The 17,073-nt window shown below is 52.8% G+C and carries 15 protein-coding genes and 2 pseudogenes; 7 read left to right on the forward strand and 10 right to left on the reverse strand.

Going from position 1 to position 17,073, the window contains the following annotated elements; all coding sequences use genetic code 11:
• Positions 1-80 precede the first annotated feature (80 nt).
• Positions 81-671, reverse strand: a complete 591-nt coding sequence (locus SLH49_RS15705; RefSeq protein WP_320270106.1) for a hypothetical protein — start codon at positions 669-671, stop codon at positions 81-83.
• Between the two features lie 76 nt (positions 672-747).
• The gene (locus tag SLH49_RS15710) at positions 748-1,050 is read right to left on the reverse strand and encodes a hypothetical protein (protein WP_320270127.1); all 303 of its coding nucleotides are present in this window, start codon (positions 1,048-1,050) and stop codon (positions 748-750) included.
• 5 nt (positions 1,051-1,055) lie between these two features.
• Between SLH49_RS15710 and SLH49_RS15715 the strand changes: the two genes are divergently transcribed.
• From SLH49_RS15715 to SLH49_RS15740, 6 genes are all read left to right on the forward strand, one after another.
• Positions 1,056-1,193 carry a hypothetical protein gene (locus SLH49_RS15715; RefSeq protein WP_320270126.1) on the forward strand — a complete coding sequence of 46 codons (138 nt, stop codon included), beginning with the start codon at positions 1,056-1,058 and terminating at the stop codon, positions 1,191-1,193.
• Between the two features lie 3 nt (positions 1,194-1,196).
• A complete protein-coding gene (locus tag SLH49_RS15720; RefSeq protein WP_320270107.1) occupies positions 1,197-1,466 on the forward strand; it encodes a phosphonate C-P lyase system protein PhnG in 270 nt (89 codons plus the stop codon).
• 433 nt (positions 1,467-1,899) lie between these two features.
• Positions 1,900-3,006 carry a UDP-N-acetylglucosamine 4,6-dehydratase (inverting) gene (pseB, locus tag SLH49_RS15725; protein ID WP_320270108.1) on the forward strand — a complete coding sequence of 369 codons (1,107 nt, stop codon included), beginning with the start codon at positions 1,900-1,902 and terminating at the stop codon, positions 3,004-3,006.
• Complete coding sequence (gene pseC, locus SLH49_RS15730; protein ID WP_320270109.1) at positions 3,003-4,163, forward strand: UDP-4-amino-4,6-dideoxy-N-acetyl-beta-L-altrosamine transaminase; 1,161 nt, start codon at positions 3,003-3,005, stop codon at positions 4,161-4,163. The genes pseB and pseC overlap by 4 nt, the downstream gene beginning before the upstream one ends.
• Positions 4,164-4,346: 183 nt before the next feature.
• On the forward strand, positions 4,347-5,600 hold the full coding sequence (locus tag SLH49_RS15735; RefSeq protein ID WP_320270110.1) for a hypothetical protein: 1,254 nt from the start codon (positions 4,347-4,349) through the stop codon (positions 5,598-5,600).
• A gap of 81 nt (positions 5,601-5,681) precedes the next feature.
• Positions 5,682-9,326, forward strand: coding sequence for a hypothetical protein (locus SLH49_RS15740; protein ID WP_320270111.1), 3,645 nt, complete (start codon positions 5,682-5,684; stop codon positions 9,324-9,326).
• 22 nt (positions 9,327-9,348) lie between these two features.
• Here the strand turns inward: SLH49_RS15740 and SLH49_RS15745 are convergent, their stop codons facing one another.
• Genes SLH49_RS15745 through SLH49_RS15765 form a run of 5 tightly spaced genes read right to left on the reverse strand, consistent with a single transcriptional unit; the run spans position 9,349 to position 13,913 of the window.
• A complete protein-coding gene (locus tag SLH49_RS15745) occupies positions 9,349-10,167 on the reverse strand; it encodes an SDR family NAD(P)-dependent oxidoreductase (protein ID WP_320270112.1) in 819 nt (272 codons plus the stop codon).
• Positions 10,146-11,093, reverse strand: coding sequence for an aldo/keto reductase (locus tag SLH49_RS15750; RefSeq protein ID WP_320270113.1), 948 nt, complete (start codon positions 11,091-11,093; stop codon positions 10,146-10,148). The genes SLH49_RS15745 and SLH49_RS15750 overlap by 22 nt, the downstream gene beginning before the upstream one ends.
• A complete protein-coding gene (locus SLH49_RS15755) occupies positions 11,086-11,760 on the reverse strand; it encodes an ABC transporter ATP-binding protein (RefSeq protein ID WP_320270114.1) in 675 nt (224 codons plus the stop codon). The genes SLH49_RS15750 and SLH49_RS15755 overlap by 8 nt, the downstream gene beginning before the upstream one ends.
• 3 nt (positions 11,761-11,763) lie before the next feature.
• Positions 11,764-12,681, reverse strand: a complete 918-nt coding sequence (locus SLH49_RS15760) for an ABC transporter permease (protein ID WP_320270115.1) — start codon at positions 12,679-12,681, stop codon at positions 11,764-11,766.
• Positions 12,615-13,913 carry a hypothetical protein gene (locus SLH49_RS15765; protein WP_320270116.1) on the reverse strand — a complete coding sequence of 433 codons (1,299 nt, stop codon included), beginning with the start codon at positions 13,911-13,913 and terminating at the stop codon, positions 12,615-12,617. Before SLH49_RS15765 ends, SLH49_RS15760 begins: the two co-directional genes overlap by 67 nt.
• A 131-nt stretch (positions 13,914-14,044) precedes the next feature.
• Here SLH49_RS15765 and SLH49_RS15770 point away from each other — a divergent pair, with 131 nt between their 5' ends.
• A complete protein-coding gene (locus SLH49_RS15770; protein WP_320270117.1) occupies positions 14,045-15,889 on the forward strand; it encodes a cytidylyltransferase domain-containing protein in 1,845 nt (614 codons plus the stop codon).
• A gap of 3 nt (positions 15,890-15,892) precedes the next feature.
• On the opposite strand, the pseudogene SLH49_RS15775 reads toward SLH49_RS15770, so the two are convergent.
• From SLH49_RS15775 to SLH49_RS15785, 3 genes and pseudogenes are all read right to left on the reverse strand, one after another.
• A pseudogene (locus SLH49_RS15775) lies at positions 15,893-16,006 on the reverse strand (IS5/IS1182 family transposase); the annotation flags it as partial.
• A gap of 277 nt (positions 16,007-16,283) precedes the next feature.
• Entirely contained in the window at positions 16,284-16,754 is a 471-nt protein-coding gene (locus SLH49_RS15780) for a DNA starvation/stationary phase protection protein (RefSeq protein ID WP_320270118.1), read from the reverse strand.
• Between the two features lie 105 nt (positions 16,755-16,859).
• Positions 16,860-17,073: pseudogene (locus SLH49_RS15785) on the reverse strand (hypothetical protein); the annotation flags it as partial.

The raw sequence follows: 17,073 nt of genomic DNA on the forward strand, positions 1-17,073 counted from the left end.
GCAAAGGTTCATGGCGAAAAAGCTCCACCAGCCGCCAAAAGCCTCGGTGAGCCATGCAAAGACCAAGAGGGCAGAGGCATTTACGCCATCGACGGAAACGAAATCCAGCCAAGTCGCGCGCCATAGCCGCGCTGTCCGAATGGCGTGAGCGGCAGCGTACCACGTGCAATCGTTTTGATCCCGTCGCCCATGCCATAAAGGGTGGCGGCCAGCATGATGCCCGGTATGGTGAAGCCTACGACCAGCAGCGTGACAAACCCTGCCAGCATCAGCTCTATTGCCAGGATGTAGATGACCATCGGATACATGTTGCGGCTCAGGACCATCTCGAGAAACCGACCCACGGTCTTGAACGGGCCGATGACAGCGCCCGCGATCGCCGCCAGTGCAGCACTATGCCCCAGATCCTGCACATTCGTCACCCACAGCGTCATGACCGCGCCGATCAGGCAGCCGGAAAACAGAAACGACACGACCATCCACAACATGCCGCACTTACGCGCCTTGCCCTGCAGCTCTGGCCAGTCAATGCTTGCGGTCCGTTTGGGCGCGTCAAGGTCGCGCAATGGGCTGCGCAGCCCGCAGTGGTGCAAGGGGACAGAGATCATAAGCGTCGCGATGCCAAGGATGACCCATGACACCTCCCACCCGAAGCGGGTGTAGAACCACAAGGTCAGTGGTCAGAAGATGGTCGATGCGATGCCACCAAAAGCGTGATGATCGAGATGGAGCGCTGGGTGGGAACCGTCAAGTCCAGCCCGCGACAGCGGCAAAAGCGACGTTGTAAAGTACGCACATGGCGGCGGCCTCAGCCAGCAGCATCGCGACGAACAATCCGTAGGGGCTCATTAAAAAGAACGGCAAAATCAGTACTATTCCCGCCTCGAGTGAGCCGACTGTCATCACCACCCGCCTGCCAAACTGATCCGTCCAGCGCCCGGCAAGCGGGGCAAGGGCGCCGCCGAAAAAGAGTCCAAGCGACTGGATGCAGAAATGGCGGTCAGGCTCAGCCCCACATCCACGCCCGGCCCGCCCGCGCGGATGAGGCACAGCAACTGCGCCAGCATCCCGATATGCCGGTCATTGTCGTACGGGCCGTTGATACGCTGCCCGATGACACGCCTATTTCCTTCAGCCAGGTCATCTGGTCCGCCGCGCGCGTCAAATTCACTATTCCCAGATCAGAGGATTAGACCATGCCCAATCCGCAATCGCTCGACGCCTATCCCCACGAAACGCTGCTGAGCGCGTTGGCCAGGGCTGATGCGGACCGGCTCAAGGCTTTTGCGGAAGGGTTAGTCGCGGAACTCGACGCGATTGACGTCCTCGAAAACCGCACCGGGCTTGTGATGCTGCCGATGCAGGACACAGCGCAAGGCACCAACTTTCATTTGGGCGAAGTTCTGGTCAGCAAGGCGTGCATCGCGGCCCTTTGGCAAGTCAAGTGGTGCTCGGTCAACCAGTAGAAAAAAAACCTGCGCAATTGCTCCGACAATATTCAGCTGGCTGGCGAAAAAACGCCCACTATTGATTGCCTTCCAGCAATCATACTATTGCGGCATTGCCTCGCTGGTGTGATAAGGCAAAAATATGTTAGCCAGTGATAAACTAAAAGCTGAAATCAACCGTGTTTCTTCAGCCAAAAGAAGAGAACGCCGCAGTTCTTTGCGCTCCTCAAGAGCGAACTACAGATTTTGCGGCCGCATCAAACGATGGAGAGCGTCTTTGTTTGAAGCACCACCACTTAGAGCAACAGATCGACACCTTTTTCACTGGTTGCCATGATTGCTATTTTTAATGTCACTGGAACAGGCTAACACGCCCGAGTGTCACTAACACATCACTGAAACAGTCTAGCGATCTAGAAACTCACCTAAGCAGGATTGAAGCGAAACACTCATGAACAGCAGTACAGACTTCGGGCGCGAGACACCACTTCAAGATGTCGACCGCCTGTTCGATGGGAAGTCAATCCTCATTACCGGGGGGACCGGTTCGTTTGGTGTTCGCTATATTGAGTCGCTTATCAATCGCACGCAGGCTCGACGCATTGCTATCTTTTCGCGCGACGAACAAAAGCACTACAATCTGCAACAGCGATTTCCAAATGAGGATCGGCTGCGCTTCTTCATTGGTGATGTCAGGGACTACGACCGGCTGACCCTCGCGATGTCAGGTGTAGATCTTGTCATTCATGCAGCAGCGATGAAGCATGTGCCATTGGCGGAATATAACCCGTTTGAGTGCCTTAAAACAAATGTTCAAGGCGCAGAGATGGTCATTCGCGCCGCAATCAAGTGTGACGTCGAGAAAGTGATAGCGCTTTCAACCGACAAGGCTGCCAACCCGATCAACCTTTATGGTTCGTCAAAGCTCGCGTCGGATAAATGCTTTGTCGCAGCAAACAACATGACGGGCTCGCAGGGTCCGCGGTTCTCGGTCGTTCGTTATGGCAACGTCGTGGGATCAAATGGATCGGTCGTTCCCTTCTTTCAGAGCTTGATCGATCAAGGTGCGAAAAAGCTACCAATCACCCACAAAGACATGACGCGTTTCTGGATTACCTTGCAGCAAGGTGTGGACTTCGTCTTTGAGAATTTCGCGCGGATGCATGGGGGGGAGATCTTCGTTCCTAAGATACCGTCAGTCTATCTTACCGACCTGGCAAAGGCCATGTTGCCCAACTGCGAGCTAGATTTCGTCGGCATACGGCCCGGGGAGAAACTGCATGAGGTGATGTGCCCACGTGATGACAGCCATCTGACCTTGGAGTTTGCAGATCATTTCGTGATAGAGCCCACGATCAAGTATTGGGACAGGGAAACGGATTTTTCCGTTAACGCGTTGGGTAGCGTAGGTAAGCGGGTCGAACCGCAGTTCGAGTATCGCTCAAATGACAACAACTACTTTTTGTCGGTCGAGGAAGTGCGAAAGTATAACCAACTTGCTGCCGAAAATGCTAGTTTTCGTCCGTTTGGCGTCGAGAAAGAGTTTGCCGCAGAATGATCCCATACGGACGTCAGGATATCACTGAAGCCGATATTGAGGTGGTCGTTGAAACCCTGAGATCGGATTTTGTCACACAGGGCCCTGCCATCCCACGGTTCGAAGACACAGTGAGTAGATACTGCGGTGCTGCAGGCGCGATTGCTGTGACCAGCGCGACGGCGGCGCTGCATGTCGCTTACAGGGCGCTCGATATTGGTCCGGGCAGCCTGGTTTGGACAGTACCCAACACTTTTGCGGCAACAGCAAATGCCGCCCTTTATTGTGGCGCAGATGTTGATTTTGTCGATATCGATATTAGCGACCGCAACATCAGTATCCCTGCTTTGCGAGAAAAGCTGGAGGCTGCTGCGCTACAAGGAAGTTTACCTGATCTTGTCGTTCCTGTTCACTTTTCCGGGCTGTCTTGCGATATGGCTCAGATTGGCGATCTGGCGCAGGAGTTTGGCTTTCGTGTCGTCGAGGATGCTAGCCATGCCATCGGTGGAAGCTACGGTGCCGACAAAGTTGGCTGTTGTCGCCATAGCGACGCGACCGTTTTTTCCTTTCATCCTGTTAAACTGATTACAACAGGCGAAGGGGGGATCATCACGTCGGCTTCGACGGATGTTTTGGAGCGATGCGCCCTTCTGCGATCCCATGGAATTACGCGCTCGCCCGACCGACTTGCCGCGCAGGCTGACGACCCTTGGTACTATGAAATGATTGAACTCGGCTTCAATTATCGCATGACTGATATCCAAGCTGCGCTGGGGACATCTCAAATGGGGCGGCTGGACAGTTATGTTGTTCGAAGAAACGAGATTGCAGCGCTGTATGAAGAAGCTTTTTCGGAGACGGGGCTTGGGCGCCCATCCGGTCGCCACGACGTTGTTTCCGCAAGGCATCTTTATACGGTTCATTGGCCAGATGGTCTGGGAGATATAGATCGACGTGCCGCCTTTATGGGGCTAAGGGCTGCAGGTATCGGCGTCAATGTCCACTACATCCCTGTCCACCAACTTCCTTATTATCGCGGCCTTGGTTTTTCATCTGGCCAGTTTCCTGCTGCCGAAGCGCACTACGCCCAAGCGATATCCCTGCCGATGTTTCCGACAATGACCGCAGAAGAGACTCAAAAAGTCATCACAACCGTCAACGACTTGGCTGTGTCATGAACGTGTTGGTGCCGAACATGTCAGTTTCTGTGTGCTACCGCCAAACGGATTTTCGTGACCTAGACCGGAGTTAGGATCATCACACGATTGATCACACCCGGTAAGATGTCGGTCTTACTTCTTCAGGGTCCAGTCGGGCCCTTCTTTCGGGATGTTGCAAGAGCTTTGCGCGACGATGGGCACATGACGGTACAGGTCTGTTTGACATTGCCGGAATACCTCCTCTCCTCTGCCGATGAAAAGGTATGCTATACTGAAGAAGCGGAACGTTTTTCCGCGTTTATGCACGATCTGTATCGCACGCGTAGAATTGATAGAGTTTTGCTGATGGGGTCAGAGCGTTTTCAGCACCGCGTTGCTATTATGGTGGCAGAAGAACTTGGTATCCCGGTACTGGCGCTAGAAGAAGGATACATCCGTCCAGGTTATGTGACAGCTGAATGGATGGGAAACAATCGATCCTCGCCGATCAGGGACCTGACCGACCAACAACTATTGCAAGAGCCGAAACCAAAAACACGACTGCGTGGATCACAGAGCAGGTTCGCCGTCTTGGTTCTCCTGTCGACTTTCCACTATGTCTTTCGCGCCATCGGTGCCAGCGTTTTCAAACGCCATCTGTATCATCGACAAAGGGCGTTGGTGCGGGAGTTCTTCCTATGGCAACGAAACTGGATGCGAAAGCTCTTCCACAGCAAGAAGAATGCGGTTCTGGAGCATCGTCTTAAGACTCATCTGGCAAAGCGTTTCTACATTCTACCGCTTCAAGTCGATGATGACATGCAACTGGTCGCGGCGGCGCGCGGATGGGACAATCGACGGATCGCTGAAACGGCGCTGAAGTCTTTTGCCAGATGTGCCCCAAAAGACCATGTACTTGTGATCAAGGTACACCCGTTTGATCGTGGACACTTTGCTGACCGCCGCAGATTGCTCCGGTTGGCAAAAGAGAATGGCATCGCTGACCGCTTCATCATAATCGACGATGGTCAACTTGGTCCGCTGACGAAAGCCAGTTGCGGTATGGTGACGATCAACAGCACCTCTGGTCTGTTGGCATTACAACATGGCGTGAAGCTGGGCGCGGCGGGGGAAGCGATTTATTCCCGACGAAGCCTATGCTTTGACATCAAACATCAGGACGATATGGACCGCTTCTGGGATCACAATAGCCATGTCGATCAGCGGCTGGCCGATGGATTGCGTTTTGCTCTTTTGAATCGCTCACTTCTGCCCGGCAACTTTTATTCATCTTCGGATCGGCAGATGGCGACGCTCGCAGTCGCCAGTCGACTTGTTGGGAAGGTTCCCGAAAACATAAGCTTTTCACGCAAGCGCGGTTGTTCAAGTCCAGAGAGTACTGATGGTTCAGTTAGCTTGTTGCGCCGTCCGCGTCGCTCGTCAGATCGTCAGTTGAAGAAAGTCAAAAGCTGGTAATGCTAAAGCATCGGCAGCCGACGGTTTGCATGTGATGGGTTTCGTGGATCGATTGATGAGATCACTTTGATGAATGGGTCGATGCATCTGATGCGCCGCCTTCGATACAGTAGACTTGTTCGAAAGCTACAGGCCAACAAGTTTGTATCCTTCACTGCTTCATCGGATGCCCTTTTCGATGGTCAGACGATCAAGGTCGTGTTTGGCGCCACTGCTGTAGTCAAAGATGTATTAATCCGGGTCTGGGGTAAGGACCGGATGATCTTTGTCAGAGCAAAAGCCGATAGTTCGTTTCCGCCTGGTGCATTGTCAGCAGTGGCGCGCATTCCGAATGCCAGGTTTGTCTTTCTGGATGGCCATCAGATGAGATCCGTCGTAGCGAAGCGACCGGCGTTGGAACGTCGGGTTCGGTTGATCTTGAAGTCACCGTTGGGTCTGATGGCTGACTATCAAGCACTGCTAGCGTTCCGCGTCCAGAAGTTCACAGGGGAAACAGATGATGAACTGATTGAAGAACCCCCAAGCCTCGCGGACATCACCCTTTGGTTTGGCTATCCCGTTCGCAACATGACGGGATTGGATGAAAGAGTAGACAAAATCATCTATCTGGATGTGACTTGTGCGACACCACCTGACTGGACGCATACGAAACCACTGATAGAGTTGCGTTTCCCCGGTGTTCCGATCCAACGGATCGAGCATTTTTTCGCCATAGATAGCGGGGAAGCAACGCGTGCGTTTCTTGATACTGTGTCGCTTTCTTCCTGCATCACTATTACGCATGATGCCCCGACTGCTGCATATCTTCATCATTGTGGTTACCGCGCCGCAGTTATCAAAACTGATGGTCAACTAACCATACCATCCAGCTTTACCGCCGAAGGCATGGCGATGCTGAAGCAATTTTCGGCAACAGGTCTCCATGATTTGAAGATGCGCCGCGCGATCAGCCTTGCAGATTTTGTATCACACGAAGCGGGGGAGTTTAGGCAACATCGCATCTTGCTTCGTGAAATCAACCGGGCAATCGGTAATGCGGAGGACAAGTTGACCCTTCTTGCGGTCTCAAAGGCGCGAGAACATGATTCATCGCTGGCGGTGGATTTACAGTTGTTGTTTGAGCGTCTTGCATTGAAATCCAAAGGGACGAGCGTGCGGAGCTTCGCCGTCATTCAACGACTGATGAGCCGCTTGCATCAGTCCGGTTTCATCTCTGACAACGCAGGAGATTTGGCACCGCCATATTTGCAGCACCTTGAGGTAGAGCACGGGCAGACTGCTATCGCACTCCCACCAAATGCCCCAGTTAGACATTGGCGAACGCGGTTGCGCGAGGTGCTCGCACAAGCGAGCGTCAGATGGTTTTTTCGGTTAGGACGCACGGGTTTGCTTGCGCCTCTGTCGCGTGTCGCCGCGCGGCAGATCGCGCAGTTGGGGATTGAGCGTGGTTTTCAGTTTATTGTTGGCATGACTAGTGACCGTGCCGCAGCCATCGCACTTGCCAGAAAGATCGAACACGCGTCGCCAAAGTCAGATACCCACTCATCGATTATCTGCGCGCGACTTTACCTTTCCGCGGGCGCGACCGACGATGGGTTGAGAGTGCTGCGAGACTGTCGATCATTTGAGGATGCGCAACAGGGTATCATCATTTCCTGTCTCCATACGACAGGTCATGTTGGCGAAGCGCTTGAATGGTATCGGCAACTATCAGACGAGGTCAAATACCGACCGCACGTTTGCGTGCATGTCACAAGGCTGCTTCTGCTCACTAGTTCGCGATCAGACGCACTTGCCTATCTGCAGAAATGTCATGATCGGAATCCCCACCTGTCACCAAGTGCTCAGGCAGTGTTCGCCGGGCTCTATGTCCTTGCAGGTGAGTTTGACCAAGCACACGTTCATCTTACCGAGCTTGTTGAGCGTGGCTCTAACAATGCGGAAGTCTTGTTGAAATGGGCGCAGGCTATGCGCATGACCGGCGGTAGCAAAGCTGGAATTCGCTATCTGCAGCATCCTCAGTTCGTAAGGTCTACACGAGCTTTGCTGTTGCTGAGCTATCTGTTGGCGGAGGAAGGTGACCTGATGGGGGCACTGAAAGCAGCTTTTGCAGGGTTTGAGATCGATGAAGCCTCTACCGTTCTTGTCGCGCGGCTAACCTTGCTTGCTAGTGCCGCTTCCGCCGACGATTTGATTGGTGACGTACTTTCGCGCCATGCTGCCACTTCAGCAACTGCAAAAATCAACGCCGCCAATCACATGATATCCCGGCAAAGGTATGCCGAGGTGGCGCGGTTGCTGGACTATGCCGAAGCAAGTAAGGCTGATCGACTGCGGATCGCGCAGGTTCGTCTCAGGCTTTATCAGCACACGGAAAACTATGGTTCGGCGAAAACAGAGTTGGAAAGGGCTTTGGCAATTGATCCTTCACGACTGAATTTTGTTCTGGCTGCAGCGGAGCTGGCGCTGAAGCTGGCGGCAAAAGCAGACGCCGAAAATTATGCAGCGCGTGCTTCCCTGATTTCAGCCAAGGATCATAGGGTACTGGAGCTTCACGCTCGGCTGGCCGAGCACAAGAAGCAGTACAAAAAAGCACAAGAGTATGTAGGCAAGGCCTGCAAAGAGCGGCGCGCAAATAGTTTAAGGGACGATTTAAGGAGCAATTGGCACCACTTTAGACTGTGCGCCGCCGCTGGCCAGGTGTCAGATGCTCACGCAGCCTTCAGGCGTTTGGTGTCTGGTTTACATCAGCTTCTGCCGTCAGAGGTTTCGCCATGGAACGGTATGGCGCTCAAAGGTCAGCGGGTGTTGCTTTTGCCCCGAGGCGGTCCTGGCGATGAGCTAAGAACACTGCAAGTTGTCGGGAGGCATTTGTCGCAAGAGGGTGCGACCATAGGTTTCTTGGGGGATGCGCGAATGCGCAATACCTTTGTGCAGAATTTCCCTGAAGGCGAATTCATCGAAAACCCAATCGCTGGATCGAAACTGAGGGCGGATCAGATATCGCAGATCAATCTGCCGAGGCTTCAGGCGGGATCGGTTGAAATGGCGCGGCGGCTTGGCATCTACATCCGGGCTAACACCATTGAGCGGTTTGATCAGGTGCTCTTTGCGGATGATGTTGTCCTTCACAAGGTTTTACCTAACATTTTGTCAGGTGTAAAACCCCAGTACGCCCGGCTGGACCTTACCCCTGATGCGCAGAGTCGCGCCGAAGAAGTGCTAGCTGGCCTCGAGGGTGAAGGACCGCTCGTTACGATTTCGTGGCGGGGTAGCTATTTCAGCCCAAACCGCCCATCAGATGCTTTTCTACAAATCGCGGAGCTTGGGCCAATCTTGCGCAACCGCGGTGTGCGTTTCCTTGATACACATCCAAATTCCTCTGATGCGGAGCGATCAGAGATTGAAGAGAGATACGGGGTGCGCATTTTGCGCCCAAAGAAAGAGAATTTCAGAGATGACCTTGCCTTGCTAGGCGCAATTATGTGCAAGGCCGATGCCAACATCGTCCCACCTGTCACGCAACGCGATCTTGCCGCAGCAGTGGGGGCCCCGAACATCTGGTCGTTCGACGTCATTCCCGGCATCAGCGAGGCATGGCGCGTTGACAAAAAGACGCAATCTGACCTTTGGCAACCTAATATTCTTCACCATACCGAGCGGCATTACGGGCACCGCTCAGAAGTCGTTGCCGCCCTTGCGGCTAAGGTGGCCACACTCCGGTAGCGGACGCTTCAAAAGCCCCGGCTTACCACGCTGTCCACCCCCCATCGACGGGTAAGGTTGCCCCATTGATAAAGCTGCTGTCCGGCGAAAGAAGAAAGTGAACAGCTCTTGCGACTTCCTCTGGCCTCCCAACCCGGCCGAGGGGGACCCTGGCCGCAAGTATTTCCACAAATTCTTTAGAGTTTGTTGCTGCTGGGAAAGGACCGGGGGCAAGCGCGTTTGTTCTGATACCTAAAGGCCCAAGTTCGCATGCTAGGTAGCGCGTCAATTGGTTAACTGCCGCCTTGCTCGCACCGTAGGCCGGAGGGTTGCGTGTAGCCTCTGATCCGTAGATGCGCGGGTCTGGACTGACCGTGCCATACATGGATGATATGTTGACGATTGCTGTTTCATGGCCAAGTGCGGCGTTTGCCTCAAGATATGGCAAGCACTGGTGGGTGACGTCCGCGAGGCTTGCCACGTGCATATCCAAGGAAAACACAAAGTCATCCTTTCGGGACATGCGAAAGGACCCGGTTTTGCCAATTGCCGCGTTATTGATCAACCCGCTCAGGCGCTTGATGCTCAGTCTCCCCAAAAGATGAGCAACACTTTCTGATGCACGAATATCGATATTGCCAGCAGGATGGAAAAACGACTGTTTGTCATTCGGCAAGCTAAGCTTAAGCGCGTCAAGTTTGTCCTGATCGCGACCAACACCCACGACGTGATAGCCCATTGAGATCAGGTGTTTCGACATTGCAGATCCTAGTAATCCTGCTGCTCCTGTCAGAACAACGGTCTTACCCGACCCAAACGATCGTTCCTGTTGAGCGGTTGTTATGTCCAATCTCTTGGCCAATTTGCTGGATTTAGAACATGCGCACTTAGCTTCGGTCGATGCGCTCGAATAGTAAGAACCATCTGCTCGTTGACCGGTGCAGCATGTGCCGCAGCTATCTGCATAAGTTCTGATCGAGAGGCAGTGCCGACAACGATCCCATCAATCCAGTCCATGCACCTTACGTAATTCAGCGCGATCTCAACTGCACTGATCTTCTCAAAGAGGCCCTCAAGCGTCTCTAGAAATTCTCGTAAAACAATCCCTTCTGTTCCCAAACGTTCGTATCGTACATTCTCTCGCCGCGCTACCAAAAGACCTTGAAGGAAAACTGAGCGCACGTGAACGGTGACGTCTTTCCTTTCATGAATCAGCGCCGTAATGCTTGGGTTTTCAAAGCGGTGGTCAAGAAAGTTGAATGGGAACTGGACATGCTGAATTTCGGGAAGACGTAAAACAGCTAAGAGTTCAGATGGTTCCGATACAGAAACACCGATCTTGCCAATGCGACCTTCACGCTGCTGCTCTTGCAATACATCGCGCACGATATTTGTTTTACCAAGAATCTGGTCCGGTCGGTGTAGCATGACGCATGAGAGGCGTTTGGCCCCCAAGGCCTTACGTGATTGATCCAGTGACAGTTGGGTCGCTTTTGCAACTTCGATGGCGGTAGTTTTTTTGCTTATGCCCGGGTCTAGTTTTGTGAGTACCTGGAACCTTTCATCCAGCTCGACCGCACTTTGGTAGCAGCCAATCACATCTTCACTTGTCCCATAGGCCCGCGCAGTGTCGACTGATTGGATGCCTTGTTTGCGCGCAAGTGCAAGCAGGTCCACGGCGTCTGCTTGACCCAGTTTACCGGTCTTGTTGGTCACGCCATAGGCCATACCCAATTGAGCAGTACCAAGCACAAGCTCTGTTTGACGTTGCCGGCGCGCATCATGCATCTATTGCAACAACTTTCTGATTGAAGGCGTGCACCTCGATCGCTTCCTCCAATGTTTCGTAAAAGGTGAGCTTCCCGTTTTGGATGACCCCACCAATATCGCAGAACTGTCGCAAAAGCCGAGCAGAATGAGATACAAGAAATATCGACGTTGTCTGTCGCCTGAGCGTGAGAACATCATCACATTTTTGCCGGAACGAAGCGTCCCCAACACCGATGACTTCATCAATCAGATAGTAGTCAAACTCTAGCGCCATAGAAATCCCGAAAGACAGTCGCGCGCGCATACCTGACGAATAGCTGCCGACGGGTTGATCAATAAACCGCCCAATTTCCGCAAAGTCTTCTACAAATGTGACGATGTCGCCTAGATCTTGATCGTACAGATCGGCGATGAAGCGCATGTTTTGCCGACCGGTCAGAGCCGGATGTAGCCCCCCAGAGAAGCCAAGCGGCCAAGAGATCCGGCCATCGCGATAGATGCTCCCGGAGGTCGGCTGCTCACTCCCGGCGATCAACCGCATCATCGTTGACTTTCCAGCGCCGTTCCGGCCAAGAATCCCAATATTCACCCCTTCCGGCACGATCCCAGAAAACTCTTCAAGTATGGTGACGTGACCTCCACCCTGAAGTGGATAACGCTTTGTCAGTTTGTCAAATACGATCATGGATCAGTCTAGAATGCGGACACGGAAGGCGCGACTGAAGATAATACCGATCCCACCACAGATAAGTCCCAGTTGAACGGGATATGATTTGTCGAGTGTGGCGACATAGTCAATATATATCGCCACCCTGAACCACTCGACGCAATGCAAAACAGGATTCCACGCGATGATGTTTGCAAGTTCGATTGGCAAGAGGGCGGGCACATAGAAGACACCAGAGGTGATCAACAGCGGCAGGCTCATGATCGAGTAGATCATGCGGTAACTTGGGAACAATGACACGATGACCGCATTCAAAAACCCAACTCCAATGGTCAGCACAAATAGGGCCAGCGCAGCGAACGTGATCTCTACTAGGTCGTTGATCCGCGTGCTTTCGCTTCCAATGATTATGAAAAAGTAAAAGACTACCAGGATCGTACTCATAGTGAATGTCTCGATTGCCGCGCGCGCCGTCATCGCGGTCAACGGCGTGACAGAAGGAAAAACCATCAATGTCCGGTTCGCAGTGATTGAGAACATGATGCGGCGCGAAACCATTATGAAGACACGCACCGTGATGAAACCCGAAATGAGAAAGAGAACCGCGCTTTCACCGAACGGCACCTTATCCCTGATGAAGGTACGCAAAAGAATGAACGCCAGAAAATAAAGTGTTGGCTCGACAAAGGCCAACAAGTAGCCAAGCCGGGAACTTCCATAGCGCGTGATTGCCTCGCGCTGCACCATCGCTTTGGTGACCCTTAGTGTTTCGACGAATGCTGGCCAGAAAGACTGGCGATCCTGAAGATCTCTAATCAGGTTCGCATCCGCGCTTTGGAGTTTGAGCTCTGCCATGATAAGTAGCAACCCGATCAGGCAATGTGATCGCGGATAGTGCGCCACAGGAAGGTGATGACCAACCAGCTGAAGAAAATCCACAATCCAGCAATAATTGTGTAGAGCAGCGGTTTTGGATGCCTAGAGGCATCTGGCAGTTCCGGGGGAATGTAGCTTGCCAAGTAACGCTCTTGTTGCCGTGCATCTGCCTTGGCAGCTTCGAGTGATTCAAGAGCTACAGCGTAAGCTTCGCTGGCAAATTCCTGATTTGTAGAGAGTTCAATGAATATATTGGCCACGTTTGCGATATTGCCCTCATCGCTGTTTTCGTTGCTACCGGATCCGATTCGCAGTCTCTGTGCTGCGATCTGCTCTTCGGTCGCTCTGATCTGCCGATCCAATACCAGCAACAGAGGAGAATTCTCGGGTATCGTGGCTGGGAGGGTGCGTCGCTCTGTCAGAAGTTCCGTCAATCTCGCTTCAAGCGTGGCAACGATGCCGACCTCGACCTGTACTAGAGATTCTGCGTTTATTGATTGGGTCTCGTTCTGAAAACGCTGCATTTCCAGGCGGGCTTCTCTCAACCGTTGCTCGGTGCGTTGCACTTCCTCTTCTGCCGTACTGATCAGTTGCTGGCGGGACTCATCTGAGAGACTATTGACCAGATGCTCTGATTGCCTAACGATCGCGTTGGAGATGTCTAATGCGTCTTGCGGTGTGAAGGCAAAGACCTGAACCGTCGTGTTACCCGAAATGGTGTTGTATTCGACCTTAGTTCGACGCTGCCAGTAGCTTTCAAGGTCTATGAAGGGAAGGTCCGGTTCGATCCTATTGAGCGTATCGATAAAGGGACGCGAAAACGCTAGCCTCACGTCATAGTCTTGCATGTTAAGGATGTCGCGAGCGACCTGCTGGGAGCGGATATAGCTTTGCAAGATATAGGAGTCGGCCGCCTGACCACTCGCCCCCGGCAATGCCGAAAGACCAAGCAGGCTCAGAGATGGGGCGTTTGAACCACGCACTGCAAACTGAGTTTCGACCACGTATTGTGGCGTTGCGATATTGTAGAAGTAGTGACTAACCAACCCTGTCGGTACCACGACGAAGAGTAGGAATCTGACCAACCCCATCCATCTAAGGCGAGCGTGCGACCTGTTGCGAGGCTGCCGTCCGGTCCCTGGTGGTTTGGGTTGATCTTGATCGGTCGTTGCTAATCCGCCACGAGTTAACGCCGCATGCTTGGACGTTTCGGCCACTTTTGTCGACTCGTTCCATGCCTGACCTGGCGAAACATCAATAAGTTGCGTCGGTTTGATCGGAGTATCAACGGTCATCTCGTCGCTTGCATCCTTCCGGTTGACCACGGCTAAGCACAATAACATTCTATGTTGGAAGAATGGCGTTAAACGCCGAGTTTGCCAAGGTGGCCGGTCGTTGAGCAGCTTTCATTGTATGAAGGATTGCGATGCGCAACACATTAACTTGGCAGCGAACGAAGACTGGAGGCATCATCATGCAAACACCCGATCTCATACTTGAGACGGCCAGCTTTCACGGTGGTTCCCCACTCCAACTTGAACGACTAATAAAACATGCCCATGACTTGGTCTACAGTGGGACAAAAGGCATCAAGTTTCATGCCATCGCTGCTGACAAACTGGCGACCAAGGATTTCTTTGCATATCCAATTTATCAAGAACTGCAAATTTCCACCGAGGCCTGGTGTAGTCTTATCGCGGCTGCCCAACCCTTAGATGTGTGGCTAGAAATGGCAGATGCTCATTGTGGTGACGTTCTTGCAGCAAGTCGCGACAGAGTGACCGGCATTAAATTTCAGCCATCCATGGTCGAGAATACTGAGGTACTGGCATCTATCCGCGCTGCTAAGCCAGAGACTTTGCGCATGATCCTGAATGTTTCGGGACTATCAATCGAACAGATAGAGACTTGTCTGGACAGGGTTGCCGCATCAGGTTTGCGACCTGAGAATATCACGTTGCAAGTAGGATTTCAGGGCTATCCAACAGCTGTCGAAGACACGATGCTGAACAAACTGGCCGTTGTTCGCGCAGCATTTCCGGAGTACCGGATGGGATTTGCAGATCATGTGTCGGCTGCGGATCCTTACGCGCGCATCGTACCCGCAGTCGCTACTGCGATGGGTTGCGCGCTGATCGAAAAGCACGTTTGTATCGCGCGCTCAAACACCAAGTATGACGCATACTCTGCATTAGAGATGTCTGAAGTGGTAGAGATGGTGGGCCATCTGGAAAAGACGGCAGCGGCTTTTGCACCTGTGTTTATCTCAGCATCTGAGCAACGGTACCTCGCGGAGTCCATCCAGCAACCAGCATTAGCTGTCGATATGTCAGCAGGCACGTTGGTTGCTGCGGAGGAGGTCGTTTTTCGAAGGCAAGCTGCGCCTGTACTCTCTTTGGCCGATATTCGTCATGAACAAGCTAGAGCTCGTGTTCTGGCAGAAGACATAACGGCCGGCCGTGGTGTCCAACGCAAGGACTTTAGGGACGCTAACATATCCGTCGTCGTTGCCTGCCGCATGAAGTCGACGCGTCTGAAGTTTAAACCCAAAATTGAGATTGACGGTGTGCCAGCCCTCGATCGTTGCCTTGAAAACTGCTTGCGTATCTCGCGCGCGCAGCGGGTCATCCTAGCAACATCCACAGTTGAACAAGATGATCCGCTGATTACCCATACACTTTCGGGACGCGTCGGTTGTCTGCGCGGCGATCCTGAGGACGTCATGTTACGCTACCTCGACGCAGCAGACCAGGAAGGTATCGACATCATTGTCAGGGTGACGGCAGACAATCCGGTGACGTCACCAGAGATTGCTGATCTGTTGATTGAAAGTCATCTGCGTACTGGTGCAGACTTCACGCGGGCAAAGGAAGAGGCCGTTGGAACCGGCGTTCACATCATCAATGTGCAGGCAATGCGCAAAGTCATCCGCGTTTTGGGCGCAGCACCCATGTCGGAGTATATGAATTGGTACTTTGAAACAAATCCAAGCCATTTCAAGCTGAACATCGTTGATTTACCATCCGAGCTTGTCCGCCCTTATCGATTAACAATGGATTACCAAGCGGACGTTGACATGCTCATGGCTCTGTTTGCCGAGTTAGGGCAGCGAGGCCTCGAGCCATACACAAAAAATGTCTTCAAGGTTTTGGATGAACGACCCGATATTGCCGCAATGAACGCGGATGAAGTCATCATCTATAAGGCGGACGAAGAACTGATTTCGCGCCTTCAAAAAGAAACACGCTTTCCTTCGTGTGTGGACACATAGCCATCAAATCACGGTTGCTGCTGGAACGATTGCTGAGAGGAAGACCTTTGGGCATCTTCCATATCGGGTTGTGACCCGCCTGCAATCCTTTAGCATACTGAGCATGATCTCTGGCCGGTAGGGGCAGCAGGAGACTGCGCTCTTGCCCACCTACAAGGACGGAGTTTTGAACGCAAGAACCACGTTCTAAACGTCGTTCCAAGGCGCATGGAAGAAGTGGAACTGGATGATCCGGTCGTAAAGTCCTGCCGCACTATCTCATCCCTCACCGCCAAGAGCACAACGCAGTTTTAGCATCACGATTGAGGGACGAGGGTAGGCCTCCTTAGTAGCACGCAAAATAAGAGGCAGGCCGTAAGGCCCGCCCCTGGCCAGAGTGGGTTTGCAGTCGCTGTTATGCCAGATGCGATCGCAGGAACCAGGCAAACTTTTCGTGCGTCTGGCCGCGCGCGATGCACAGATCTTCGGTCAGCGTGTCGCCATATTTAGCTGCGAGTTCACCACAACCTGCAAGCGTCGCTGCCAGAGTTTCCTGCGCGTCCTGCATGATCTTAATCATGTCCTTGTCGGTCGCATGCCCATCATGTTCTGCAATCTTGGACCGCTTGATCATCCCGGCCAAAGTGCCTTCTGCGTGCATGTCTATCGCACGAATACGCTCCGCCAGATCGTCCTGGGCGACAAAATGATCCTCATAGATTTTCTGAAAAAGATCGTGCAGCGGACCAAACGACATGCCTTTGACGTTCCAATGAAAGTTCTGCGCCAGCATTGTTGTTACGGCGGTTTCCGCCACTGACTGGTTCAAAGCCTCTGCAATTGCTGCTTTCGCGTCAGAATTCAGCGCCATCGCCGTCTGGGTCATCGTATTACTCCGGGTGCAATTTTTTTGCTGGCTGGCGTCAGGCTGGCTCGCTTGACGCCTTATATAACCTGCTTTTTTACGCAGGCAAGAACTTTTAGAACCATTCTAAGCCCGAGAAAACTGCTGGGAAATTCCGTTGATCAGGAAACTGATATGGCGCTGGTGGATTTTCGGTATGCGAGAGCGGATCAGGAATGCCAGGCTGTCCCGATCATCCTCGGCAGCCGCCATAATCGCCCGCATGAGCCAGGATTCATCAAAAGACAGCTCCACAGTGCCGGGCCTAAAAAACACAGGTTTGTTGCCAACCACATCGCTG

Source organism: Cognatiyoonia sp. IB215446 (assembly GCF_033963825.1).
Taxonomy (GTDB): domain Bacteria; phylum Pseudomonadota; class Alphaproteobacteria; order Rhodobacterales; family Rhodobacteraceae; genus Yoonia.

Coding starts and splice junctions, on each gene's coding strand:
- SLH49_RS15720 (WP_320270107.1), top strand. CDS start 1,197: ATGCCCAATCCGCAATCGCTCGACGCCTATCCCCACGAAACGCTGCTG.
- pseB (WP_320270108.1), top strand. CDS start 1,900: ATGAACAGCAGTACAGACTTCGGGCGCGAGACACCACTTCAAGATGTC.
- pseC (WP_320270109.1), top strand. CDS start 3,003: ATGATCCCATACGGACGTCAGGATATCACTGAAGCCGATATTGAGGTG.
- SLH49_RS15735 (WP_320270110.1), top strand. CDS start 4,347: ATGACGGTACAGGTCTGTTTGACATTGCCGGAATACCTCCTCTCCTCT.
- SLH49_RS15740 (WP_320270111.1), top strand. CDS start 5,682: ATGCATCTGATGCGCCGCCTTCGATACAGTAGACTTGTTCGAAAGCTA.
- SLH49_RS15750 (WP_320270113.1), bottom strand. CDS start 11,093: ATGCATGATGCGCGCCGGCAACGTCAAACAGAGCTTGTGCTTGGTACT.
- SLH49_RS15755 (WP_320270114.1), bottom strand. CDS start 11,760: ATGATCGTATTTGACAAACTGACAAAGCGTTATCCACTTCAGGGTGGA.
- SLH49_RS15765 (WP_320270116.1), bottom strand. CDS start 13,913: ATGACCGTTGATACTCCGATCAAACCGACGCAACTTATTGATGTTTCG.
- SLH49_RS15770 (WP_320270117.1), top strand. CDS start 14,045: ATGCGCAACACATTAACTTGGCAGCGAACGAAGACTGGAGGCATCATC.
- SLH49_RS15780 (WP_320270118.1), bottom strand. CDS start 16,754: ATGACCCAGACGGCGATGGCGCTGAATTCTGACGCGAAAGCAGCAATT.